Annotated in this window: 18 protein-coding genes and 1 tRNA gene; 13 read left to right on the plus strand and 6 right to left on the minus strand. The window is 67.4% G+C overall.

Going from position 1 to position 21266, the window contains the following annotated elements; genetic code table 11:
• Positions 1 to 104: 104 nt before the first annotated feature.
• Positions 105 to 1091, plus strand: coding sequence for a tripartite tricarboxylate transporter substrate binding protein (locus EGT29_RS13150; protein ID WP_124689424.1), 987 nt, complete (start codon positions 105 to 107; stop codon positions 1089 to 1091).
• Positions 1092 to 1113: 22 nt separating this feature from the next.
• Here the strand turns inward: EGT29_RS13150 and EGT29_RS13155 are convergent, their stop codons facing one another.
• Positions 1114 to 1899: an SDR family NAD(P)-dependent oxidoreductase gene (locus tag EGT29_RS13155; RefSeq protein WP_124689425.1), complete on the minus strand. Its 786-nt coding sequence runs from the start codon at positions 1897 to 1899 to the stop codon at positions 1114 to 1116.
• A gap of 258 nt (positions 1900 to 2157) precedes the next feature.
• Here EGT29_RS13155 and EGT29_RS13160 point away from each other — a divergent pair, with 258 nt between their 5' ends.
• Together EGT29_RS13160 and EGT29_RS13165 are read left to right on the plus strand one after the other, a co-directional pair.
• Positions 2158 to 2622, plus strand: a complete 465-nt coding sequence (locus EGT29_RS13160; RefSeq protein WP_124689426.1) for a (2Fe-2S)-binding protein — start codon at positions 2158 to 2160, stop codon at positions 2620 to 2622.
• An 8-nt stretch (positions 2623 to 2630) separates the two neighbouring features.
• Positions 2631 to 4811 (plus strand): xanthine dehydrogenase family protein molybdopterin-binding subunit, encoded by a 2181-nt coding sequence (locus EGT29_RS13165; RefSeq protein ID WP_124689427.1) that lies wholly within the window; start codon positions 2631 to 2633, stop codon positions 4809 to 4811.
• Positions 4812 to 4860: 49 nt separating this feature from the next.
• On the opposite strand, the gene EGT29_RS13170 is transcribed toward EGT29_RS13165, so the two are convergent.
• A complete protein-coding gene (locus tag EGT29_RS13170) occupies positions 4861 to 5589 on the minus strand; it encodes a class II aldolase/adducin family protein (RefSeq protein WP_124689428.1) in 729 nt (242 codons plus the stop codon).
• Between the two features lie 48 nt (positions 5590 to 5637).
• Positions 5638 to 6630 carry a tripartite tricarboxylate transporter substrate binding protein gene (locus tag EGT29_RS13175; RefSeq protein ID WP_124689429.1) on the minus strand — a complete coding sequence of 331 codons (993 nt, stop codon included), beginning with the start codon at positions 6628 to 6630 and terminating at the stop codon, positions 5638 to 5640.
• Positions 6631 to 6780: 150 nt separating this feature from the next.
• Here EGT29_RS13175 and EGT29_RS13180 point away from each other — a divergent pair, with 150 nt between their 5' ends.
• The 9 genes from EGT29_RS13180 (at position 6781) to EGT29_RS13220 (ending at position 16232) form a co-directional block, all read left to right on the plus strand.
• Positions 6781 to 8097, plus strand: a complete 1317-nt coding sequence (locus EGT29_RS13180; RefSeq protein WP_161567816.1) for a citrate synthase — start codon at positions 6781 to 6783, stop codon at positions 8095 to 8097.
• Between the two features lie 233 nt (positions 8098 to 8330).
• Positions 8331 to 10280 carry a threonine--tRNA ligase gene (gene thrS / locus EGT29_RS13185; RefSeq protein ID WP_124689431.1) on the plus strand — a complete coding sequence of 650 codons (1950 nt, stop codon included), beginning with the start codon at positions 8331 to 8333 and terminating at the stop codon, positions 10278 to 10280.
• Positions 10281 to 10379: 99 nt separating this feature from the next.
• Positions 10380 to 10931, plus strand: a complete 552-nt coding sequence (gene infC / locus EGT29_RS13190; RefSeq protein ID WP_124689432.1) for a translation initiation factor IF-3 — start codon at positions 10380 to 10382, stop codon at positions 10929 to 10931.
• Positions 10932 to 11182: 251 nt separating this feature from the next.
• Complete coding sequence (gene rpmI, locus EGT29_RS13195) at positions 11183 to 11380, plus strand: 50S ribosomal protein L35 (protein WP_087840245.1); 198 nt, start codon at positions 11183 to 11185, stop codon at positions 11378 to 11380.
• A gap of 29 nt (positions 11381 to 11409) precedes the next feature.
• Positions 11410 to 11769: a 50S ribosomal protein L20 gene (rplT, locus tag EGT29_RS13200; RefSeq protein WP_087779861.1), complete on the plus strand. Its 360-nt coding sequence runs from the start codon at positions 11410 to 11412 to the stop codon at positions 11767 to 11769.
• A 154-nt stretch (positions 11770 to 11923) separates the two neighbouring features.
• Positions 11924 to 12943 carry a phenylalanine--tRNA ligase subunit alpha gene (pheS, locus tag EGT29_RS13205; protein ID WP_124689433.1) on the plus strand — a complete coding sequence of 340 codons (1020 nt, stop codon included), beginning with the start codon at positions 11924 to 11926 and terminating at the stop codon, positions 12941 to 12943.
• A gap of 47 nt (positions 12944 to 12990) precedes the next feature.
• Entirely contained in the window at positions 12991 to 15402 is a 2412-nt protein-coding gene (gene pheT / locus EGT29_RS13210; protein WP_124689434.1) for a phenylalanine--tRNA ligase subunit beta, read from the plus strand.
• Between the two features lie 21 nt (positions 15403 to 15423).
• Positions 15424 to 15822 (plus strand): integration host factor subunit alpha, encoded by a 399-nt coding sequence (locus EGT29_RS13215; protein WP_305037043.1) that lies wholly within the window; start codon positions 15424 to 15426, stop codon positions 15820 to 15822.
• 8 nt (positions 15823 to 15830) lie between these two features.
• On the plus strand, positions 15831 to 16232 hold the full coding sequence (locus EGT29_RS13220) for a MerR family transcriptional regulator (protein WP_124689435.1): 402 nt from the start codon (positions 15831 to 15833) through the stop codon (positions 16230 to 16232).
• A 6-nt stretch (positions 16233 to 16238) separates the two neighbouring features.
• On the opposite strand, the gene EGT29_RS13225 is transcribed toward EGT29_RS13220, so the two are convergent.
• Positions 16239 to 17357 carry a LuxR C-terminal-related transcriptional regulator gene (locus EGT29_RS13225; protein WP_161567817.1) on the minus strand — a complete coding sequence of 373 codons (1119 nt, stop codon included), beginning with the start codon at positions 17355 to 17357 and terminating at the stop codon, positions 16239 to 16241.
• A 104-nt stretch (positions 17358 to 17461) separates the two neighbouring features.
• Entirely contained in the window at positions 17462 to 20158 is a 2697-nt protein-coding gene (gene mdeB / locus EGT29_RS13230; protein WP_124689437.1) for an alpha-ketoglutarate dehydrogenase, read from the minus strand.
• A 126-nt stretch (positions 20159 to 20284) separates the two neighbouring features.
• Here mdeB and EGT29_RS13235 point away from each other — a divergent pair, with 126 nt between their 5' ends.
• Positions 20285 to 20761 (plus strand): Lrp/AsnC family transcriptional regulator, encoded by a 477-nt coding sequence (locus tag EGT29_RS13235; RefSeq protein WP_124692334.1) that lies wholly within the window; start codon positions 20285 to 20287, stop codon positions 20759 to 20761.
• A 186-nt stretch (positions 20762 to 20947) separates the two neighbouring features.
• Here the strand turns inward: EGT29_RS13235 and EGT29_RS13240 are convergent.
• Positions 20948 to 21024, minus strand: a tRNA-Pro gene (locus EGT29_RS13240).
• Positions 21025 to 21266: the final 242 nt, after the last annotated feature.

Here is a 21266-nt window from a genome sequence, read left to right on the forward strand (position 1 = left end):
TGAGACGCTCGGTGCCTTTGTTCGATCGCCTGAGTTGTTGTCGGACAGTCATTACAGCAGAAGAATGCCGGCAGGCGCCGAGTCCGGCGCATCAAGGAAGCCTCATGAAATTGCGTCTGTCCCGATTGTCGACCGCTGCGGCCCTGGCCGCCTTGCTGCCCGTTGCCGCCGCGCCGGCGCTGGCGCAGCCGTTCCCCACCAAGACCATCACGATGGTCGTGGCCTATCCGGCCGGAGGGGACACCGACGTGCTGGCGCGCATCCTGGCCGAGAAACTCACCGCGCGCACGGGCCAGCGCGTGATCGTGGACAACCGGCCGGGAGCCAGCGGCGCCATCGGCGCGGCCGGTGTGATGCGCGCCGCGCCGGACGGCCACACCTTGCTGCTGGCGCCCCAGACCATGGCGATCACGCCCCTGGTGCTCAGGCTCGGCACGGGGGTGAACTACGATCCGAGCAAGGATTTCACCCCGGTGGCGAAGCTCGGGATCAATCCCTTGCTGTTGCTCAGCCGTGCCGGCGATGGCCCCCGGGATCTCAAGCAGCTCATCGACATGGCTCGCCACGACAAGGCCGTCAGCTACGCCAGCCCAGGCATCGGATCCCCCATGCATGTGGCCGCCGAGGTGCTCAACCACGATGCCGGTGTCCAGATCCGCCACGTTCCCTATCGCGGCGTGGCGCCCGCCGTGGTCGATCTCATGGGCGGGCAGATCACCGTGGCCTGGCTCTCTCCGGGGGCCGTCGCGCAGCAGCTCGGCACCGGCAAATTGCAGCCGCTGGCGGTGTCGGGCGAGCGCCGCTGGCCCACGTTGCCGCAAGTTCCGACTTTTGCCGAGCTGGGGTACAAGGGCGTGGACATCGTACCCTGGTACGGCCTGTTCGGTCCCAAGGGCATGCCCGCCAGCACGGTGACCAGCTTGAATCACCATGTGAACGAAGTGCTGCGCCTGCCGGACGTGGCGGAGAAGCTGCGTGGCCTGGGGATCGAGCCGCAGGGAGGCGAGCCCGCCCGCCTGCGGGAGTCCGTCGATGCCGACTGGCGCAGCTTCTCGCAGCGTGTGAAGGCCTTCTCCATCCAGGCGGAGTGAGCGCGGGGCATCGCGCCCGCACTCATCCCGCGGCGTCGCTGGACATGACCAGATAGCCGCCGTCCACGGGCAGTACCACCCCCGTGACGAAGGCGGCGGCCGGCGACGCGAGAAACATCACGGGGCCGATCATGTCTTGCGGCTGGCCCCAGCGTTTGAGCGGAGTCCGCGCCTCGATCGCACGCGAGCGCTCGGCATTGTCGGTCATGTCCTGGACCATGGGGGTCTGCACGAAACCCGGTGCGATGGCATTGACGCGAATGCCATCGGCCGCATAGGCGATGGCCAGGGATTTCGTCAGCTGTGCGACGCCCCCCTTGGACGCCGAGTAGCCCGGCACCTGGGCGCCGCCAAAGACGCTCAGAATGGAGGTGGTGTTCACGATCGCGCCGCGCCGTGCGGCCAATGCCGGTCGCAGCGCGCTGCACATGCGCATGGTGCCGTTGAGATTGATGTCCACGACATCGGCGAAAACCGCCGGATCCGTAAGTTCGGCCCCGCGCCTGATCACCCCGGCGCAGTTCACCAGCACGTCCAGGTTCTGGAACCGGGCGGCGAACCGTTGTACTGCCTGCGCATCGCGCACGTCCAGGACGACGCAGTCCACCAGGGCGAGGTCCGCGGCGCCGTTCGCGCGCTCCACTTCATGCCGTGTCGCGCCGGTGGCCGTGACGCGGGCGCCGCCGGCGGCGTACGCCGCGGCGATGGCACGGCCGATGCCCGATGTGCCGCCGGTGACGAGAACCCGGGTATCCGGGGAGAAAGAATGTTCGAACGGTACGGTCACGCTGTTCCTTCGCTGCTTCATGGGAAATGCCCGAGGCAATGCGTGCGGGCAGGGGTCCATGCTAGGGAGCGCCGTGCCGGCGTTCAACCTCCAGCCTGTTCAATGTGAGGTACCGTCCGTCCCAAACGCGCCGTGACGGGGCATGTTGGAAAATTATGAACACGTTCAAAGAAAGTGGCATTTGCGCCACCCATCCGCTAGCATGGGGAGCCGGCGCCGGGCGGCTGTCAGGCGGCCCGCGCCACGGCAGGTAGCCGCGACTATTCCAAGGAGGAGTCCGTGATCGAGTTCATGCTCAATGGCAAGCAGGTGTCGGCCGACGTCGCCGACGACAAACCCCTGCTGTGGGTGCTGCGGGAGGATTTCCAGCTTACCGGGACCAAGTTCGGCTGCGGCATGGCGCAGTGCGGCGCCTGTACCGTGCATTTCAACGGCCAGGCCACGCGTTCGTGCGTGCTGCCGGCGGCGGCGGTGAAGGGGGCCTCGGTTACCACGATCGAAGGGGTGATGGATACCCGCGCGGGCCAGGCGCTGCGCCAGGCGTGGATCGCCCACCAGGTGCCCCAGTGCGGCTATTGCCAGTCGGGACAGATGATGACCGCCGCCGGCATGCTGGCGGGCGCGGACGGGCCGATGTCGCGCGAACAGGTCCTGGAAGGCATGGCGGGCAATCTGTGCCGCTGCGGGACCTATAACCAGATCGCCGACGCGGTGGTCAGCGTCGCCCAGAAGCCCGCGGCCTAGGAGGCGCCATGGAAACGAACAAGCTCACGCGCCGCGCCTTCATCGCCGGATCCGGCGCCGCCGCGGTCGGTATCGTGCTGGGCGGCTGGAGCGCCGCGCGCGGCGGCCTGGCCGGCCTGCTGCCCGAGGCGCACGCCGCCGCCGCCCGTTTCAGCCCGGTGGCCTGGGTCGCGCTGTCGCCGGACAATACCGCCGTGGTCTATTCGCCCGCCTCGGAAATGGGGCAAGGCACGATGACGGCGATTCCGCTGATCCTGGCCGAGGAAATGGAGCTGGACTGGAGCACGGTCCGGGTCGAGCAGGCGCCCGCCGATCCCAGGCGGTTCGGCAATCCCGGCTTCGGCGGCGCGATGGTGACCGGCTCCTCGCGCACGGTGAAGGGCTACTACGAGGCGCTGCGCCTGGCCGGCCTGCAGGCCCGGCTGGTGCTGGCGCAGGCCGCCGCCGAGCAATGGGGCGTGCCGGCCGCCGAGATCCGCGCCGAGCGCAGCACCCTGGTCCATGGGCCCAGCGGCCGCCGCATGACCTACGGCCAACTGGTCGAGGGCGCGCGCGCGCCGCAGTCCCTGCCCAAGGTGGACAAGAGCATGCTCAAGCCCATGTCCGCCTTCACCCTGATCGGCAAGGAACTGCCGCGCGTGGACGTGCCGGAGAAGTCCGGCGGCGGCGCCCGGTTCGGCATCGACGTGCGCCTGCCCGGCATGCTGTGGGCCGCGGTGCTGCACACGCCGGTGCAGGGCGAGCAGCCGCTGGAGGTCACGGACGCGGCGGCGCTGGCGGTGCCGGGCGTCCGGAAGGTGGTCCGCCTGCCCGGCGGAGTGGCGGTGGTGGCCGATTCGTTCGCCACGGCCCGCAAGGCGCGCGAGCTGCTGGAAGTGAAGTGGAGCGAACAGGCCAAGGCGCGTTCCTACGACAGCGAGGCCGCGCTGGCGGCGTTCACCGCTCGGGCCGAACGCCTGGACGAGGCGGGCGCGGTCTGGCACAAGCACGGCGACGCGGCCGGGAAGATCGCCGGAGCGGCGCGCGTCTTCCGCGCCACCTATACGACCGACCACGTCGCCCACGTGACCATGGAACCCATGAACTGCACGGCGCGTGCCCAGGGCGAGGCCATCGAGATCTGGGTGCCCTCGCAATCGCCGTCGGGCGTGATCGGCACCGTGGCCGCGGGCGCGGGCTACAAGCCGGAAAACATCAAGGTCCACATCACCTTGCTGGGCGGGGGCTATGGCCGGCGCGCCGAGGCCGACTACAGCCTGCATGCGGCGCTGCTGGCCAAGGCCATGCCCGGCGTGCCCATCCAGGTCATCTGGACCCGCGAGGACGATTTCCTGCGGGCCCGGCCGCGTCCGATGACGGCCCAGCACCTGGTGGCCGGCGTCGACGCGCAGGGACGCATCGTCGGCTGGCGCCATCGCCTGGTGTCCGAGAGCATCATGGCGCGCACGGCGGCGGCCGCCTACGAGAAGTCGGGCGGGCGGGATTCGCCCGTCATGGAAGGGGCCGACGGCGTCTATGGCATTGCCGACCAGTTGATCGAGCACGGCCGCGAACAGCGCGGCGTGGACGTCAGCTTCTGGCGCGCCGTGGGGGCGGGCTACACGAAGTTCTCCATGGAGTCCATGATCGACGAGATCGCCACGGCCTCGGGCAAGGATGCGCTGCAATACCGGCTGGACCTGACAGCCGACCAGCCGCGCGCGCAGGCGGTGCTGCGCGAGGCCGCCGCGATGGCCGGCTGGGGCCGGGGAAGGGAGGCGGGGCGCGCGCTGGGCCTGGCTTTCTCGGATGCCTGGAACACCTTCATCGCGATGGTGGCCGAGGTGTCGCTGCGCGAGGGCCGGCCGGTGGTGCATCGCATCTGGGCCGCGGTCGATTGCGGCCATGCCATCAGTCCGGCCAACATCCGGGCCCAGGTCGAGGGCGCCGCGCTGTTCGGACTGTCGGCGGCGCTGGGCGAACGCCTGGTCTACAAGGGCGGGCAGGTGCAGCAGCACAACCTGGACACCTACACGCTCCTGCGGGCCAACCAGGCGCCTGCGGTGCAGGTAAAGGTGATGCCGACCGACAATGCGCCGGGCGGCATGGGCGAGGTCGGCCTGCCCCCGGTGGCGCCGGCGGTGGCCAACGCGGTGGCCCGATTGAGCGGCAAGCGGCTGCGCAGCCTGCCGTTCCCGCAAATCACCTAGTCCGGCGGGGCGGATCCGGCCGGGCGGCATGGTGCCGCCCGGCCAGGACTCAGCCTTCCATCGCCTTCTTCTTCCACAGTTCCCAGGGGCGGAACATCACGCCGGCCATCATGGTGTCGGCCTTCAGGGCTTCCTCTTCGTCCAGGTAAGTGATCTCGCCGCCCAGGCCGATGGCCTTCTGCTGCAGGGCCGCGTTGCTCTCGGTGTACATCGCGCGGTAGACCGCGATGCGCACGTCGCTGCCGACGGTGACGAAGCCGTGGCCGCGCATCAGCGAGATATTCTGCTGCCCCAGGATCTTCGCCAGTTCCTTGCCGTGCTCGCGGTTGCGCACCAGCAGGTCGGTCGCGCCGAAACAGCAGCGGATGTCGAACACGGGCGCGCCGCCCGACAGGAAGCCGGCCATGTGGTAGATGGGCCGCAGCCGCACCGATGAGCTGGCGAACGGGATGACCGACGGCGAGTGGCTGTGGACGACCGCGTTCACGTCGGGCCGGGCGCGGTAGATCTCGCCATGGATGTAGCGTTCGAGATAGGGCGTGCGCGTTTCGCCGGCCACCGGCTCGGATTCGGCGTCGAATTCCATGATGTCGGCGGCGGTGACCAGTTCCGGCGCGAGCGAGCGCGACAGCAGGAAGTGGCCGGGCCGCTCGGGATGGCGAACGCTGACGTGGCCGAAGCCGTCCAGCACGTTGTACTTGGCCAGCACCCGGTTGGCGACGACGAGATCGTCGATCACTTGCTGCAGCGAGCCGGCGGTCGGGGTAGAGGTGGACATGGCGATACCTGACGAGAGAAGTAAAAGGGAAGAGGGGCGGCGGCGCGGCTATTCGAGCTTGATGTTGGCCCGCTTGGCCAGTTGCCCGTACATGGACAGGTCCTTGTCGACCTGCCGGGCCATGCCATCGGCGCCCAGCGCGTCGACTTCGTAGTAGCGCGACTGGAAGTCCTGGCGCAGCTTGGGATCCTTGAGCGTGGCCGTCACCGCCTGCTCGATGCGGCCGCGTACCTCGGCCGGCGTGGCCGCGGGAGCGAACAGCCCGAACCAGACACTGATGTCCAGGTCCTTGAACTCCGGCGTTTCCGCGATGGCCGGCACGTCGGGCATGAAGGACAGGCGCTTGGCCGAGGCGACGCCCAGCATGCGCAGCTTGCCGGTCTTGGCATGGGGCGCCATGTTGGGAATGGTGCTGAACAGGATGGGTACCTGGTTGCCCAGCGCGTCGCTGACGGCCGGGGCGCAGCCGTTGTAGGGGACGTGCACCATGTCGACCTTGGCGCCCTGGTTGAAGGCTTCGCCGGCGAAGTGCTGGGGCGAGCCGTTGCCGCAGGACGAGTAGTTGGCCTTGCCCGGGTTCGCGCGCAGGTGGCTGACGAGTTCGGCCACGGTGCGGGCGGGATAGCCGCTGTTGACCCCGACGGCGACCGGCGAGGACACGAGCTGGGCGATGGGCCGCAGGTCCTTCCTGACGTCGTAGCCCTGGGTGAAGTTCAGCGCGGCATTGATCGTGATGGTGCTGTTGGTCAGCAGCAGCGTGTAGCCGTCGGCGGCGGCGCGCGCGACGTAATTGGCGCCGATGTTGCCCGAGGCCCCGGCGCGGTTGTCGACGATGACGCTTTGTCCGTTGAACTGGCCGGCGATGTGCGTGGCCAGCAGGCGGGCGACGGTATCGGCGCCGCCGCCGGCCTGGAACGGCACGACGATGGTGATGGGGCGGGACGGATAGGCGCCGGGCTGGGCGTGGGCCGGCGGGGCCAGGGCCGCGGCCAGGGCAAGGGCCAGGAAGGCCCGGCGGGGGCGGGGCATGCGCGGGGTCATGGTGAGGTCTCCTGTCTGCGCCGGCGCTGGCGTGCCGGCGGCAATGGTATGTGCAGCGGAGTGTATGGATCGATTTACGTCGAATCAATCTCGATTGCATAATCGATGTATTGCCGATTCGACGGGTATCCGAGGCCCGCCATCAACACCATGGATCCATCAGAGAACGGCGCGGCCGGGCAGGCCTGGGAGGCCGGCGGCTTCGTCGATTCCAAGGAAGCGTGCCGCCTGCTGCAGGTCAAGGCCGCCACGCTGTACACCTACGTCAGCCGAGGCCTGCTGCATCCGGTCGCGCAGCCGGGCCGCAAGACGCGCCTGTACCTGCGCGACGAGGTCGAAGGGCTGCGCACGCGCAGCCAGGCGCGGATGGGCCATGGCCCGGTGGCGGCGACCGCGCTGCGATGGGGGCAGCCCGTGATCGATACGGGCATCACGGAAATTACGCCGGCCGGGCCGCGCTACCGGGGGCGCCTGGCGGCCGAGCTGGTCGAGTACCCCGGGGCGTTCGAGAACGTGGCCGAACTGCTGTGGACCGGCGTGCTGCCCGAGGGCGCCAGCATCTGGCCGGCCCAGCCGCTGCCGGCACGCGCCCGCCGCGCGCTGGGCGCCTTCGGTCCGGAACCGGGCGAGACGCCGCGCATGGTCCGGGTGTTCCAGGCCGCGGCGCTGGCCCTGGGCGGCGGATCGGTGGACGAGGAGGTGCGGGGCGGCGGGGCCGTCCCGGCGGCGCGGCAGCTCGTGCTGGCGTTCGCCGGCTGCTGCGGCCTGCTGTCCGTCCCGCGCCGCTACCGGCCGCCGGCCGGCGCCAAGCCGCTGGCCCAGCACCTGGCCGAGGCGATGGGCAAGGAGGCCGCTCCCGATCTGCTGCGGGTGCTGAACGCCATGCTGATCCTGAGCGCGGACCACGAGCTGTCGCCGCCCACGTTCAGCGCGCGCATCGCCGCCTCGGTCGGCGCGGAACTCCATGCCTGCGTGGGGGCGGCGCTGGCGGCTTTGTCCGGCACGGGCCTGGCCGGCGGGTGTGACCGCATCGAGGACACCTTGGCCGCGGTCCGCTCGCGCAGCCAGCTCGACGCGTGGGTGGCGCGGGTGGTGCGCGACCGCGCTCGTTCGTCGGCCTTCGGCATCGAATCCTATCCGCAAGGGGACCCGAGGGCGGCGCTGCTGATACGCATGGCGCGCGAGCATCCGCGCCCGGGCCGCCGGGCGGGGACGCTGCTGCGCTTCCTGGACGAGGTCCAGGCCAGGGTGGGGGTGCCGCCCCGGATCGAGCTCGGCCTGGTCGCGGCCTGCGCGGCCTGGGACCTGCCGCCAGGCGCCGCCAGCGCGCTGTGGGCCATGGGCCGGACCTCGGGCTGGATCGCCCACGCGCTCGAACAGCGCCTGAACGGCTTCTTCCTGCGCCCGCGCGGGCAGTTCCACGCTGGGCCGCAAGGGGGCGCTGTGCTAAAATCCCAGGCAACGTAGACCCTTACTGCAACACGAACGGACAACGGCATGCGCGTCATTTCCATGCTCGATCGAACTACCTCGGGGAACATCGCCGGCTAGCCGCGTTGGTTTCCTGGATCGCATCGTCCGTTCCCGCCGGGCCCCTGGGCCCGGGATCCTGCAGAAAGCAAGAAACGCGGCCCGGTGCCGCGTTTTTTCGTTTCAGGTTCGTCCAAGGGTTTTTCTTCATCTCTTTCGAGGTCGCTTCAATGATCAAGGTAACGCTGCCCGATGGTTCCCAGCGTGAGTTCCCGGCCCCCGTCACGGTGGCAGACGTCGCCGCGTCCATCGGCGCCGGGCTGGCCAAGGCCGCCCTGGCCGGCCGGGTCACCTACCAAGGCAGCGAACCCACCCTGGTCGACACCAGCCACACGATAGACCGCGACGTCCAGCTGGCCATCATCACGGGCAAGGACGCCGACGGGCTGGACCTGATCCGCCATTCGACGGCGCACCTGCTGGCCTATGCGGTCAAGTCGCTGTTCCCCGAGGCCCAGGTCACGATCGGTCCGGTCATCGACAACGGCTTCTACTACGATTTCTCGTACTCGCGGCCGTTCACGCCCGAGGACCTGGCCGCCATCGAGAACAAGATGCTGGAGCTGGCCAAGAAGGACGAGATCGTCACGCGCGAGGAATGGAAGCGCGACGACGCGGTGGATTTCTTCAATTCGATAGGCGAGAAATACAAGGCCGAGATCATCGCCTCGATCCCGGACAACCAGACGATCTCGCTGTACCGCGAGGGCGACTTCGTCGACCTGTGCCGCGGCCCGCACGTGCCGTCCACCGGCAAGCTCAAGGTGTTCAAGCTGATGAAGGTGGCCGGCGCCTATTGGCGCGGCGACAGCAAGAACGAGATGCTCCAGCGCATCTACGGCACGGCCTGGGCGAAGAAGGAAGACCAGGACGCCTATCTGACGATGCTGGAAGAGGCCGAGAAACGCGACCACCGCAAGCTGGGCCGCGAGCTGGACCTGTTCCACTTCCAGGACGAGGCGCCGGGCCTGGTGTTCTGGCACCCCAAGGGCTGGACGATCTGGCAGCAGGTCGAGCAATACGTGCGCGGCGTCTATCGCGACAGCGGCTACCAGGAGGTCAAGGCGCCGCAGATCCTGGACCGCTCGCTGTGGGAAAAGACGGGGCACTGGGACAACTATCGCGACAACATGTTCACGACGGAGTCCGAGAACCGCTATTACGCGCTCAAGCCCATGAACTGCCCGGGCCACGTGCAGATCTTCCGCGCCAACCTGCATTCCTACCGCGACCTGCCGCTGCGCTACGGCGAATTCGGCCAGTGCCACCGCAACGAACCCTCGGGCGCGCTGCACGGGATGATGCGCGTGCGCGGCTTCACGCAGGACGACGGCCATATCTTCTGTACCGAGGACCAGATCCTGGACGAGTGCGTGGCCTTCACGGCGCAGCTGCAGCGCGTCTACCGCGACTTCGGCTTCACCGACATCCTGTACAAGATCGCCACGCGGCCGGAAAGCCGGATCGGGTCGGACGAGGTCTGGGACAAGGCCGAGCAGGCCTTGATCGAAAGCCTGCGCCGTTCCGGCTGCGAGTACGAGATCAGCCCGGGCGACGGCGCCTTCTATGGCCCGAAGATCGAATACACGCTGAAGGACGCCATCGGCCGCCACTGGCAGTGCGGCACGATCCAGGTGGACTTCTCCATGCCCGGCCGCCTGGGGGCCGAATACGTGGACCAGCACGACCAGCGCGTGACCCCCGTCATGCTGCACCGGGCCATCCTGGGTTCGATGGAGCGGTTCATCGGCATGCTGATCGAGAATTTCGGCGGCGCCATGCCGCCCTGGCTGGCGCCGGTCCAGGCCGTGGTCTGCAATATTTCGGAATCCACGGCCGAATACGCCCAAAGTGTCGCGCAAACCCTGAAAAAACAAGGGTTTAGAGTGGAATCGGATTTGCGCGGTGAAAAGATCACCTATAAAATCCGGGAGCACAGCTTGCAAAAAATTCCCTATATCCTCGTGGTGGGGGAAAAAGAAAGGCAAGCTGCATCGGTGGCCGTACGCGCCCGCGGCGGCATCGACCTGGGGGTTCTCCCGATCGATGTGTTCTCGTCGCGGCTCGCTGCCGACGTGGCCGAGCGCCGCAACCCGGAAGCCCCTGCCAATCCGTCCTGATCGCGTGGTTGGCCGTTCCGGGGGCCGGGCACGGCTCGTGCTGGCGGCGGGGCAACCCGCCGCACGCGGCCGTTTCAATCAAATTCAGGAGTTTTAGACATCGCTACCGACAAGCCGAATCGCATCAATGGTGAAATTACCGCACTTGAGGTGCGCCTGATTGGGGTCGACGGCGAACAGCTTGGCATCGTCAAGCTGGCCGAAGCAGTTAGGCTTTCCGAACAGAATGATGTTGATCTGGTAGAAATTGCCCCCAACGCGCAGCCTCCGGTCTGCCGCCTGATGGACTACGGCAAGTTCAAGTACCAAGAGCAGAAGCGACAGCACGAAGCCAAGCTCAAGCAGAAGATCATCCAGGTCAAGGAAGTCAAGTTCCGTCCCGGTACCGACGAAGGCGATTACCAGGTCAAGCTGCGTAATCTGCGCCGGTTCCTGGAAGAGGGCGACAAGGCCAAGGTCACGCTGCGCTTCCGCGGCCGCGAGATGGCCCACCAGGAGCTGGGCATGCGCGTGCTGGAACGTGTGCGCGACGATCTGGTCGAGATCAGCGCTGTCGAGGCGATGCCCAAGCTGGAAGGCCGCCAGATGGTGATGGTGCTGGCGCCCAAGAAAAAGGCCCTGCCGCCCGGCAAGGGTGCAGCGGGCGAATAACGCGGTATAATCTTCGGTTTTCCGGGATGACCGTACCCTTTATGGGGGCATCCCGGCGAATCCCGGTGCGAAATTCCTGGCACCGGGCAATCCGGCTTCCTTGCGACGCCTTCAAATCCGCCAGGCGGGGTACGACCCGCGCCGGCGGTGCGCCGCAGGATCCGGAGCAGGTAAAACAAGTGAATGCGGGTCGTCAAGTCCGGCAGGATATCGCCGGCACCCGTGAGCATGTAAACGTACAGGAAGCAGTCATGCCTAAGATGAAGACCAAGAAAAGCGCCGCCAAGCGCTTTAAGGTCCGCGGTAGCGGTTCCATCAAGCGGGGCCAGGCGTTCAAGCGCCACATCCTCACGAAGAAAACCACCAAGAACAAGCGTCAGTTGCGCGGCTCCACCGCGGTCCACGAGGCCGATGTGAAATCCGTGCGGGCAATGATGCCGTTTGCCTGATCCCAACCCGCTGATATTGGAGTTTTCAAATGCCTAGAGTCAAACGTGGGGTAACCGCCCGGGCCCGTCACAAGAAAGTCATCAGCGCCGCCAAGGGATACCGTGGCCGCCGCGGCAACGTCTTCCGCGTCGCCAAGCAAGCGGTCATGCGCGCCGGCCAGTACGCCTATCGCGACCGCCGCGCCAAGAAGCGCACCTTCCGCGCGCTGTGGATCACGCGTATCAACGCCGCCGTCCGCGAGCATGGCGTGTCGTACAGCGTGTTCATCGCCGGCCTGAAGAAGGCTGCGATCGACCTGGACCGCAAGGTGCTGGCCGACCTGGCTGTGCGCGACAAGGCCGGCTTTGCCGCCATCGTGCAGCAAGTCAAGAACGCCCTGGCCGCCTGAGCTCGCTAGCGACGTCCGCGGGGCGTGGCCGGATCGCCGGCCATGTCCGGGCGCGCGTCGCGAGCCACGAGTGCAACACCCGAACGGGGCTTCTCTTGAAGCCCCGTTCGTGTTTGTGGCGACCCATTTTTTTCCTTACTGATACGAATCCGCCATGTCCCAGAATCTGGACGATCTGATACGCCAAGCCGGGGAGGCCTTCGCGGCCGCGTCCGACCCCAACGCGCTGGAGAACGAAAAGGCCCGGTTCCTGGGTAAGCAGGGCGCCTTGACGGCGCTGCTCAAGGGGTTGGCCAGCCTGACGCCGGAGCAGAAGCGCACCGAGGGCGCGCGCATCAACGAGGCCAAGGGCCGGATCGAGGGGCTGCTGAACGAGCGCCGCCAGGCCCTGGCCGATGCCAAGCTGAACGCTCGCCTGGCGGAGGAAACCATCGACGTCACGCTGCCCGGCCGCGGCCGCAGCCGGGGCGGCATCCATCCGGTCATCCGTACCTGGGAGCGGATCGAGCAGATTTTCCGTTCCATCGGCTTCGACGTGGCCGACGGCCCGGAAATCGAGAACGACTGGACCAACTTCACGGCGCTGAACAACCCCGAGAACCATCCGGCCCGGTCGATGCAGGATACGTTCTACGTCGACATGAAGGACGACAAGGGCCTGCCGCTGCTGCTGCGCACGCACACCAGCCCGATGCAGGTGCGCTACGCGCGCGCCCACCAGCCGCCCATCAAGGTGATCGCCCCCGGGCGGACCTACCGCGTCGACAGCGACGCCACGCATTCGCCCATGTTCCACCAGGTCGAGGGCCTGTGGATAGACGAGAACATCTCGTTCGCCGACCTGAAGGGCGTCTACACCGATTTCCTGCGCGCCTTCTTCGAGACCGACGACCTGGTGCTGCGTTTCCGCCCGTCGTTCTTCCCCTTCACGGAGCCCTCGGCCGAGATCGACATGATGTTCACCTCCGGCCCCAACAAAGGCCGTTGGCTGGAAATCTCCGGTTCGGGCCAGGTGCATCCCACGGTGGTGCGCAACTTCGGCCTGGATCCGGAACGCTACATCGGCTTCGCCTTCGGCTCCGGGCTGGAGCGCCTGACGATGCTGCGCTACGGCGTCAACGACCTGCGCCAGTTCTTCGAAGGCGACCTGCGTTTTCTCAAGCAATTCAACTGATGGAGGCCCCCCCTACGCGCGAAGGGCGTAGGGGGGGACTGACAGACATGCAATTTCCCGAATCCTGGTTGCGGGCGCTGACGAATCCCGCCATTTCGACCGACGAACTGGCTCATCAACTGACCATGGCCGGCCTCGAGGTCGAGGAAGCCGAACCGGTGGCGCCCGCCTTCAGCGGCGTGGTGGTGGCTCAGGTACTGGCGCTCGAGCCGCATCCCAATGCCGACAAGCTGCGCGTGTGCAAGGTCGACGCGGGGCAGGGCGAGCCCTTGCAGATCGTGTGCGGCGCGCCCAACGTGGCAGTCGGCATGAAGGTGCCGCTGGCCACCGTGGGCGCCCGGCTGCCCGGCGACATCAAGATAGGCGTGGCCAAGATGCGCGGCGTCGAGTCGGCCGGCATGCTGTGTTCGGCGCGCGAACTGGGCCTGTCGCAGGACCACGCCGGCCTGCTCGACCTGGGCGCGGACGCCACGGTCGGCGTGCCCGTGCGCGAATGGCTGCAACTGGACGACACGGTCTTCACGCTCAAGCTCACCCCCAACAAGGCGGACTGCCTGTCGGTGCTGGGCGTGGCGCGCGAGGTCTCGGCCCTGACCGGCGCGCCGCTGGCCGCGCCGCGGCTGGATCCGGTGGCGGTCGCCATCGACGATCGCGTGCCGGTGACCGTGCACGCGCCGGACCTGTGCGGCCGCTACGTGGGACGGGTCGTGCGCGGCGTGGATGCATCCGTTCCCACGCCGGAATGGATCAAGCGGCGCCTGGAACGCGCCGGCCAGCGCTCGATTTCCGCGCTGGTCGACATCTCCAACTACGTCATGCTGGAACTGGGCCGCCCCAGCCACGTGTTCGACCTGGCCAAGGTGCGCGGCGGCCTGCACGTGCGGTGGGGCCAGCCGGGCGAGCAGGTCCTGCTGCTGAACGGCCAGACCGTCGAGGTGGACGAGCAGGTCGGCGTGATCGCCGACGACAACGGCCCCGAGTGCCTGGCCGGGATCATGGGCGGCGAAACCACCTCGGTCTCCACCGAGACCCGCGACATCTATCTCGAGGCTGCCTTCTGGTGGCCCGCCAGCATCGCCGGCCGCGCGCGCCGCTACAACTTCAGCACCGACGCCAGCCACCGCTTCGAGCGCGGCGTGGATTACGCCAACATTCCGGCCGACCTGGAATACCTGACCAGCCTGATCGTGCGGGTATGCGGCGGCCAGGCGGGCCCGGTGGACGATCAGGTCGTCAATCTGCCCGAGCGCAAGCCCGTGCGCCTGCGCGTGGCGCGCTGCCACCAGGTCCTGGGCGTGGATGTGCCGGAAGACGAGATCGCCGACATCTTCACCCGCCTGGGCCTGCCTTTCGTGCGCGAGCCCGGCGTCTTCGTCGTGACGCCGCCGTCCTTCCGCTTCGACATCGAGATCGAGGAAGACCTGATCGAGGAAGTCGCGCGCGTGCACGGCTTCGAACGCATTCCCGATCTGCCGCCGCTGGCGCGGGCCGCGGTCAGCGCCATGCCGGAAGAGCGCCACTCCTTCCACGCGCTGCGCCACACGATGGCCGACCTGGACTACCAGGAGGTGATCAACTTCAGCTTCGTGGAAGCCGAGTGGGAACGCGACTACGCGGGCAACGCGGATCCGATCCGCCTGCTCAATCCCATTGCCAGCCAGTTGTCGGTCATGCGCAGCAGCCTGATCGGCGGCCTGGTGGCCAACGCCCAGTACAACGTGAACCGCAAGACCAGCCGCGTGCGGGTGTTCGAGCTGGGCCGGGTCTTCTGGCGCGATGCGGCCGTGGCCGACGGTCCGCTGGCGGTGGCCGGCGTCAACCAGCCCATGCGCCTGGCCGGGCTGGCCTACGGGCCGGCGGTGGAAGAGCAGTGGGGGACGCAGACCCGGCAGGTCGATTTCTACGACGTGAAGGCGGACGTGGAGGCCCTGCTGGCCGGCGGGTCCAACCAGGCGCCGCGCTTCGTGCCCGACGCGCATCCGGCCCTGCATCCCGGCCGCAGCGCGCGCATCGTCATCGACGGCGAGACGGTCGGCTGGTTAGGCGAACTGCATCCGCGCTGGCTGCAGCGCGCGGAACTGCCGCACGCCCCGGTGGTGTTCGAGCTGGACGCCGACCGCATCGCCGTCCGTCCGCTGCCGTCGCTGCGCGAGATCTCGCGCCAGCCGGTGGTGATCCGCGATCTGGCGCTGTGGGTGGCCGAGGCGGTGACGGCGCAGCAGATGCTGGACACGGTGCGTCATCTGGTGGCCAAGGAGCCCGAACTGGCGGTCGTCCAGGATGCACGGATTTTCGATGTTTGGCGGGATAAGTCCTTGTTAGAAAAGGAAAAAAGCCTTGCCTTCCGGTTCTGGCTACAGGATACTTCGGTAACCCTGGACGACGCCCGAGTCGAGGCGTGCCTGGCCCGTATCCGCGCCGCGCTGGAATCCGAGCACGGTGCGCGGCTGAGGGTTTGATACCGCTTCCCATCCGTGTCTATGCATTCTCTCGTTTCCGATAGCTACGCTTCCCCGGACGCCTTCGACGCCGATTCCGACGCCGACCTGCCGCAAGGCGGGCTCGATGCGCGTACCCTGACCAAGGCTGAACTGGCCGACCTGCTGTTCGAGCGGGTCGGCCTGAACAAGCGCGAGGCCAAGGACATGGTCGAGACCTTCTTCGAGGAAATCCGCGATGCCCTCGAACGCGGCGACATGGTCAAGCTATCGGGTTTCGGCAACTTCCAGGTACGCAACAAGCCGCAGCGGCCGGGACGCAATCCCAAGACGGGCGAAGAAATCCCCATCGCCGCCCGCCGCGTCGTCACTTTCCATGCGAGCCAGAAGCTCAAGAGCATGGTCGAGCAGGTCGCGCTGCGCGAACAGAATCCGTCCTGAGAGGTCCTATGGCGCGCATCGAGCCACCCGTCGTTCTTCCGCCCATTCCCGCCAAGCGCTATTTCACGATAGGCGAGGTCAGCGAGCTTTGCGGCGTCAAGCCGCACGTGCTGCGCTACTGGGAACAGGAATTTACCCAGCTCAAGCCGATCAAGCGACGGGGCAACCGCCGCTACTACCAGCACCACGAAGTGCTGCTGATCCGCCGCATCCGCGAACTGCTGTACGAGCAGGGCTTCACCATCAGCGGTGCCCGCAACCGGCTGGACGAGTCCCGCGGACACGTGGACGATACGCCCCAGGTGGCCCTGGTCTCCATCGAAGAGCCCGAACTGCAGGCCATCCGGACCGAACTGGCCGACATTGTCGGCCTGCTGCAGTCCGCCCGCGAGACCAGCCTGGCGCGATAGGGCGCTTCAATCCATGTGGCCGTAGGTCAGCTTGCGCACCAGGTCGACGAGCTGGCTTTGGCGCGCGGTCTGGGTGCGGCGGAACAGCGACCTGAGCTGCGTCCTGACCGTCTCCTGCGAGACGCCCAGTTGCTGGGCGCATTCCTTGACCTGCCGTCCCTGCATCAACAACAGCAACAACCGGTATTCCGCGGGCGGAATGCCGAACAGCGCATGCAGCAGGCGATGCGCGCTGATGGGGGCGGCCTGGTGGGTATGGACTTTCACCAGGGCCAGGGGCTCGCATCTGGACAGCGGAAACGACATCGGTTCCGGCAGGGGCGTGACCACCACCGCGTAGCGGACCGTGGGCGTACCGAATTCGACATGGGCGCCGGTGGCCAGCCGGGCCTGCCGGGTGCAGGCCGTCACGAGGGCTTCGGCAAGCCGGGAACGCGTCCCCGTTCGCGATGGCTTCAGGCCCGAGGCGCCGAAGGGATTGCCGGGCAGGGAAAGCCAGCTCGCGCCGGCCCGGTTGGCAACGTGTACGCGGCCCCGCGCGTCGGTGACCAGCAGCGGGAAGCTGAAATCGTCGAGCAGTTGCTGCGCCAGTTCGGCCCGCTGCTGCAAGTTCAGGAATTCATGGCGCAATGCCGCGGCCTGTTGCAGGTGCGGCGCGAGCAGGCGCAGAAGCGGGGACCTGGACGGCGCGTCGGTGTCGGGCCGCGACAGGGGAAATTGGAGTGAAAGACAGCATTCGGCCACCCCGTTCTTCAGGATGGGGAGCGCATGGACGGAGCCCAGTCCATAGGACCGCATGAATTCCTGATAGAACGGATCACGGTCGAGAGCGTGGCGGCCGAACCATTGCCAGTCGATGTACCAGTGGCCCAGCTGCAGCCGATGGCGCACGTTTTCCGCGGGGTCGTGGCGGCTGTAGTGGTTGCTGTAGTCGTTGAACGCCCGTTCGTCGCCGCCGCTGTGCTCGCCGACCGCGGCGGCCGGCGTGCGCCGGTCCAGGATGACCGTGCAGGCCGATTCGGCTCCGGTCAGGTCCCGGATGCGTTTGAGCGTCGCATGCCATCCCTCCTGCCCAAGGACGCCGCCGTACAGGTCGTGGGCAATGCTAAGGGCCAGTTTTTCCATTCTCGTTTTAGCCGACCGCTCGATTTCCGGAAAGGATATTACGGCGGTCAGCGGCGGAGCAAACGATGGCGGGGCCCGGCCCGGGGCAGTGTATCTTCCACGCGTCAGGCCTCCCAGGACGGACGAGGATCCGTCCGTATCGGATAGCGGGCGAGAGCTTGCGCGCACAGCTCGCGCGGGCATGCGCCGGCATCGGCCAGCGCATGCAGCGCGGCCAGGACGATGTGGAAGCGGTCGACCTCGAAGAACTGGCGCAGGGCGCTGCGGGTGTCGCTGCGGCCGAAACCGTCCGTTCCCAGTACCGTCATCCGCGCGGGGCAATGGGGCGCGATCAGCGACGGCCAGGCGCGGACGTAGTCGCTCGCGGCGACCACGGGCGCGCCGCCCGCCAGGCACTGCTCGACGTGGCTGCGCCGCGCGGGCTGCTCCGGATGCAGGCGGTTCCAGCGTTCGACCTCGCGTGCGTCGCGGGCCAGTTCCGCGTAGCTGGTGGCGCTCCAGGCCTCGCTGGCGATGCCCCAGTCGGCGGCCAGCAGTTCGCCAGCGGCGATGGCTTCGCGCAGGATGGCGCCCGACCCCACGAGGCGCACGGCGGGTTCGCCCCGGCCGTACGCGCCGTGCCGGTAGAGTCCCTTGATCACGCCCTCGTGGGCCTCGGGCGGCAGGCTGGGCTGAGGTACGTTCTCGTTGACCAGGGTCAGGTAGTAGAAGACGTCTGCCTGTTCCTCGAGCATGGCGCGCATGCCGTGGTCGACGATGACGGCGACTTCCGAGGCGAACGCGGGATCGTAGGCGCGGCAGTTGGGGACGCCTGCCGCGGTGACCAGGCTGGCGCCGTCCTGGTGTTGCAGGCCTTCGCCGCCCAGCGTGGTGCGGCCGGCCGTGGCGCCCAGCAGGAAGCCCCGGGCGCGCTGGTCGGCGGCCGCCCAGATCAGGTCGCCCACGCGCTGGAAACCGAACATCGAGTAGTAGATGTAGAACGGCAGCATCGCGGTGCCGTGCACGGCGTAGCTGGTGGCGGCCGCGGTCCAGGAGCTGATCGCCCCGGCCTCGCTGATGCCTTCTTCCAGGATCTGGCCGTCCAGCGCCTCGCGATAGCTCAGCACCGAGCCGATGTCCTCGGGCTCGTAGCGCTGTCCCACGCTGGAATAGATGCCGATCTGCCTGAACAGCGCCGCCATGCCGAAGGTGCGCGCCTCGTCGGCGACGATGGGCACGATGCGCGGGCCGAGCCGGCTGTCCTTGAGCAGGCTGGACAAGAGGCGCACGAAGGCCATGGTGGTCGACATTTCCTTGCCGTCGGCCTGGAGCGCGAAGCCGGCGTAGCGCTCCAGCGGCGGGACCGGGACGGGCTCGGCCTGCGGCGAGCGGGCGGGCACGGGGCCGCCGAGTTCGCCGCGCCGGGCATGCAGATAGCGGATCTCGGCGCTGTCCGCGCCGGGGTGCAGGAAGTCCAGGGATTCGGCCTGCTCGTCGCTCAGCGGCAGCGAGAAGCGGTCGCGAAAAGCGATCAGCGCGTCGCGATCCAGCTTCTTCTGCTGGTGGGTGGTCATCTTGCCCTGGCCGGCTTCGCCCATGCCGTAGCCTTTCTTGGTCTGGGCCAGGATGACGGTGGGGCGCCCGGTGCTGCGGGCGGCCGCGTGATAGGCGGCATGGATCTTCACCAGGTCGTGGCCGCCGCGCCGGAGCCGGTCGATCTCTTCGTCCGTCAGGCCCTGCGCCAGCCGGGCCAGTTGCGGGTCTTGCCCGAAGAAGTGGTCGCGGTTGAAGCGGCCGTCCTTGGCCGCGAAGGTCTGCAATTGGCCGTCCACGGTCTGGGCGAAGGCGCGCCGCAGGGCGCCGCCGGTGTCGCGCGCGAACAGGCCGTCCCAGTCCGAGCCCCACAGCAGCTTGATCACGTTCCAGCCGGCGCCCGCGAACAGGGATTCAAGCTCGTCGACGATGCGGCCGTTGCCGCGCACCGGACCGTCGAGCCGCTGGAGGTTGCAGTTCACGACCCAGACGAGATTGTCGAGTCCCTCGCGGGCCGCGAGTGTCAGCGCCGACATGCTCTCGGGCTCGTCCATCTCGCCATCGCCGAAGATGCCCCAGACTTTCCGACCCGTGGTGTCGAGCAGGCCGCGATGGGCCAGGTAGCGCATGAAGCGCGCCTGATAGATGGCGTTGATGGGGCCGATGCCCATCGAGCCGGTGGGGAATTGCCAGAAATCGGGCATGAGCCAGGGGTGGGGGTAGCTGGACAGGCCGCGCGCACCCCGCGCCCGTGCGGTGATCTCCTGCCGGTAGTGCGCCAGGTCGGCTTGCTCGAGCCGGCCTTCCAGGAAGGCCCGGGCGTAGACGCCGGGCGCGGAATGGGGCTGGCAGAACACCAGGTCCGCCTGGCCGGCGGGGCCGCCGCGGAAGAAGTGGTTGAAGCCGACCTCGAACAGATCGGCGGCGCTGGCGTAGCTGGCGATGTGGCCGCCCAGCTCGCCATGCGCGAGGTTGGCGCGGACGACCATGGCCAGCGCGTTCCACCGCATCAGCGCGGCCAGCCGTTCCTCGATGGCCAGATCGCCGGGGAAGGGGGGCTGTGCCTCGACGGCGATGGTGTTGACGTAGGGGGTATTGCGCGACGGGCGCCAGCCGACGGCCGAATCGCCGGCGGCCTCGGCCAGCATGTCCAGGATCTGCCGCACGCGTTCCGGCCCGTTGGTCTCCAGCATCGACAGCAGGGCGTCCCGCCATTCGGCGGTTTCGATGGGATCGGGGTCGGCCGGCAGGCCATCCTGCCGCGCCAGATGCCGGGATTCGTCGTACATGCGTGTTTCTCCTCGTCTTGTGATGGAAAATTCTACGCTTGAGTGCTCGGCATTTTTCTCCGAAAATTCTTTGAGTAAGGCAATTCAGCGGTAGAAAATTCTTTCAATGAAGAGAAATAAAGCATGATCGATCTCGATGAAATCGACCGGCGCATCCTGGCCGAACTCCAGGCCGATGCCAGCATCTCCAACGTGGAGCTGGCCCGCCGGGTGCACTTGTCGCCATCGCCGTGCCTGACGCGGGTCAAGGCCCTGGAGGCGGCCGGCCTGATCCGCCAGTACGTCGCCTTGCTCGACCCGCAGCAGCTGGGCCTGCACCTGAACGTCTTCATCTCGATCAGCCTGAAGCAGCAGAACCGCAAGGCGCTGCAGGTGTTCGAGGACGCCATCTGCGCCCGCGAGGAAGTCATGGAGTGCTACCTGATGACGGGGGATGCCGACTACCTGCTGCGGGTGGCCGTGCCGGACATCCAGGCGCTGGAGAGCTTCATCCTGGAACAACTGTCGCCCATCGCCCAGGTCGAGAAGATCCGCTCCAGTTTCGCGCTCAAGCAGGTGCGCTACAAGACCGCGCTGCCGTTGAGGTCGGCGGGCGTGCGCTAACGCGACCCCATGACGGTTGACGCCGCCGGTAACGAGAAATACCGGGGATTACGTTTGTGGGTTGTGGTGACAATTGTCACCGACGCGGTGGCGAGGCGGTTCCGGAAAAACAAAAAGCCCGGCGGCTTGTGGCCACCGGGCTTTTTTTTCTTCGGTTCCGACAAATACAGGTCAAGAACTTGTATATGGTCGGGGCGGCGGGATTCGAACTCGCGACCCCTTGCACCCCATGCAAGTGCGCTACCAGGCTGCGCTACGCCCCGAAAGAAAAAAAGTATAGCAAATTTTCGGGGGTGTGGGAAAGAGGCGCTCCTTTTTATTTTGCATGGGGTTGCGACGATCGAAAGGGATGAAACGTGGTGTGCAGTTTGCGGAACTCTGCGCATCGGTTGACAGCCTTAGGAGTGTATACCCCTAGGAGAGACGCCAAAAAAATATCGTGCGTGCGCAACAGAAAGCGAATCGTCCGTGCAGATGCGCCGTATGATGTTTGCAAGGAGGTCGT

This window comes from Pigmentiphaga sp. H8 (assembly GCF_003854895.1).
Taxonomy (GTDB): domain Bacteria; phylum Pseudomonadota; class Gammaproteobacteria; order Burkholderiales; family Burkholderiaceae_B; genus Pigmentiphaga.

Bases quoted from the DNA above. Each gene is read 5' to 3' on its own strand.
- EGT29_RS13150 (WP_124689424.1), top strand. From the start codon at position 105: ATGAAATTGCGTCTGTCCCGATTGTCGACCGCTGCGGCCCTGGCCGCC.
- EGT29_RS13155 (WP_124689425.1), bottom strand. From the start codon at position 1,899: ATGAAGCAGCGAAGGAACAGCGTGACCGTACCGTTCGAACATTCTTTC.
- EGT29_RS13165 (WP_124689427.1), top strand. From the start codon at position 2,631: ATGGAAACGAACAAGCTCACGCGCCGCGCCTTCATCGCCGGATCCGGC.
- EGT29_RS13170 (WP_124689428.1), bottom strand. From the start codon at position 5,589: ATGTCCACCTCTACCCCGACCGCCGGCTCGCTGCAGCAAGTGATCGAC.
- EGT29_RS13175 (WP_124689429.1), bottom strand. From the start codon at position 6,630: ATGACCCCGCGCATGCCCCGCCCCCGCCGGGCCTTCCTGGCCCTTGCC.
- EGT29_RS13180 (WP_161567816.1), top strand. From the start codon at position 6,781: ATGGATCCATCAGAGAACGGCGCGGCCGGGCAGGCCTGGGAGGCCGGC.
- thrS (WP_124689431.1), top strand. From the start codon at position 8,331: ATGATCAAGGTAACGCTGCCCGATGGTTCCCAGCGTGAGTTCCCGGCC.
- rpmI (WP_087840245.1), top strand. From the start codon at position 11,183: ATGCCTAAGATGAAGACCAAGAAAAGCGCCGCCAAGCGCTTTAAGGTC.
- rplT (WP_087779861.1), top strand. From the start codon at position 11,410: ATGCCTAGAGTCAAACGTGGGGTAACCGCCCGGGCCCGTCACAAGAAA.
- pheS (WP_124689433.1), top strand. From the start codon at position 11,924: ATGTCCCAGAATCTGGACGATCTGATACGCCAAGCCGGGGAGGCCTTC.
- pheT (WP_124689434.1), top strand. From the start codon at position 12,991: ATGCAATTTCCCGAATCCTGGTTGCGGGCGCTGACGAATCCCGCCATT.
- EGT29_RS13215 (WP_305037043.1), top strand. From the start codon at position 15,424: ATGCATTCTCTCGTTTCCGATAGCTACGCTTCCCCGGACGCCTTCGAC.
- EGT29_RS13220 (WP_124689435.1), top strand. From the start codon at position 15,831: ATGGCGCGCATCGAGCCACCCGTCGTTCTTCCGCCCATTCCCGCCAAG.
- EGT29_RS13225 (WP_161567817.1), bottom strand. From the start codon at position 17,357: ATGGAAAAACTGGCCCTTAGCATTGCCCACGACCTGTACGGCGGCGTC.
- mdeB (WP_124689437.1), bottom strand. From the start codon at position 20,158: ATGTACGACGAATCCCGGCATCTGGCGCGGCAGGATGGCCTGCCGGCC.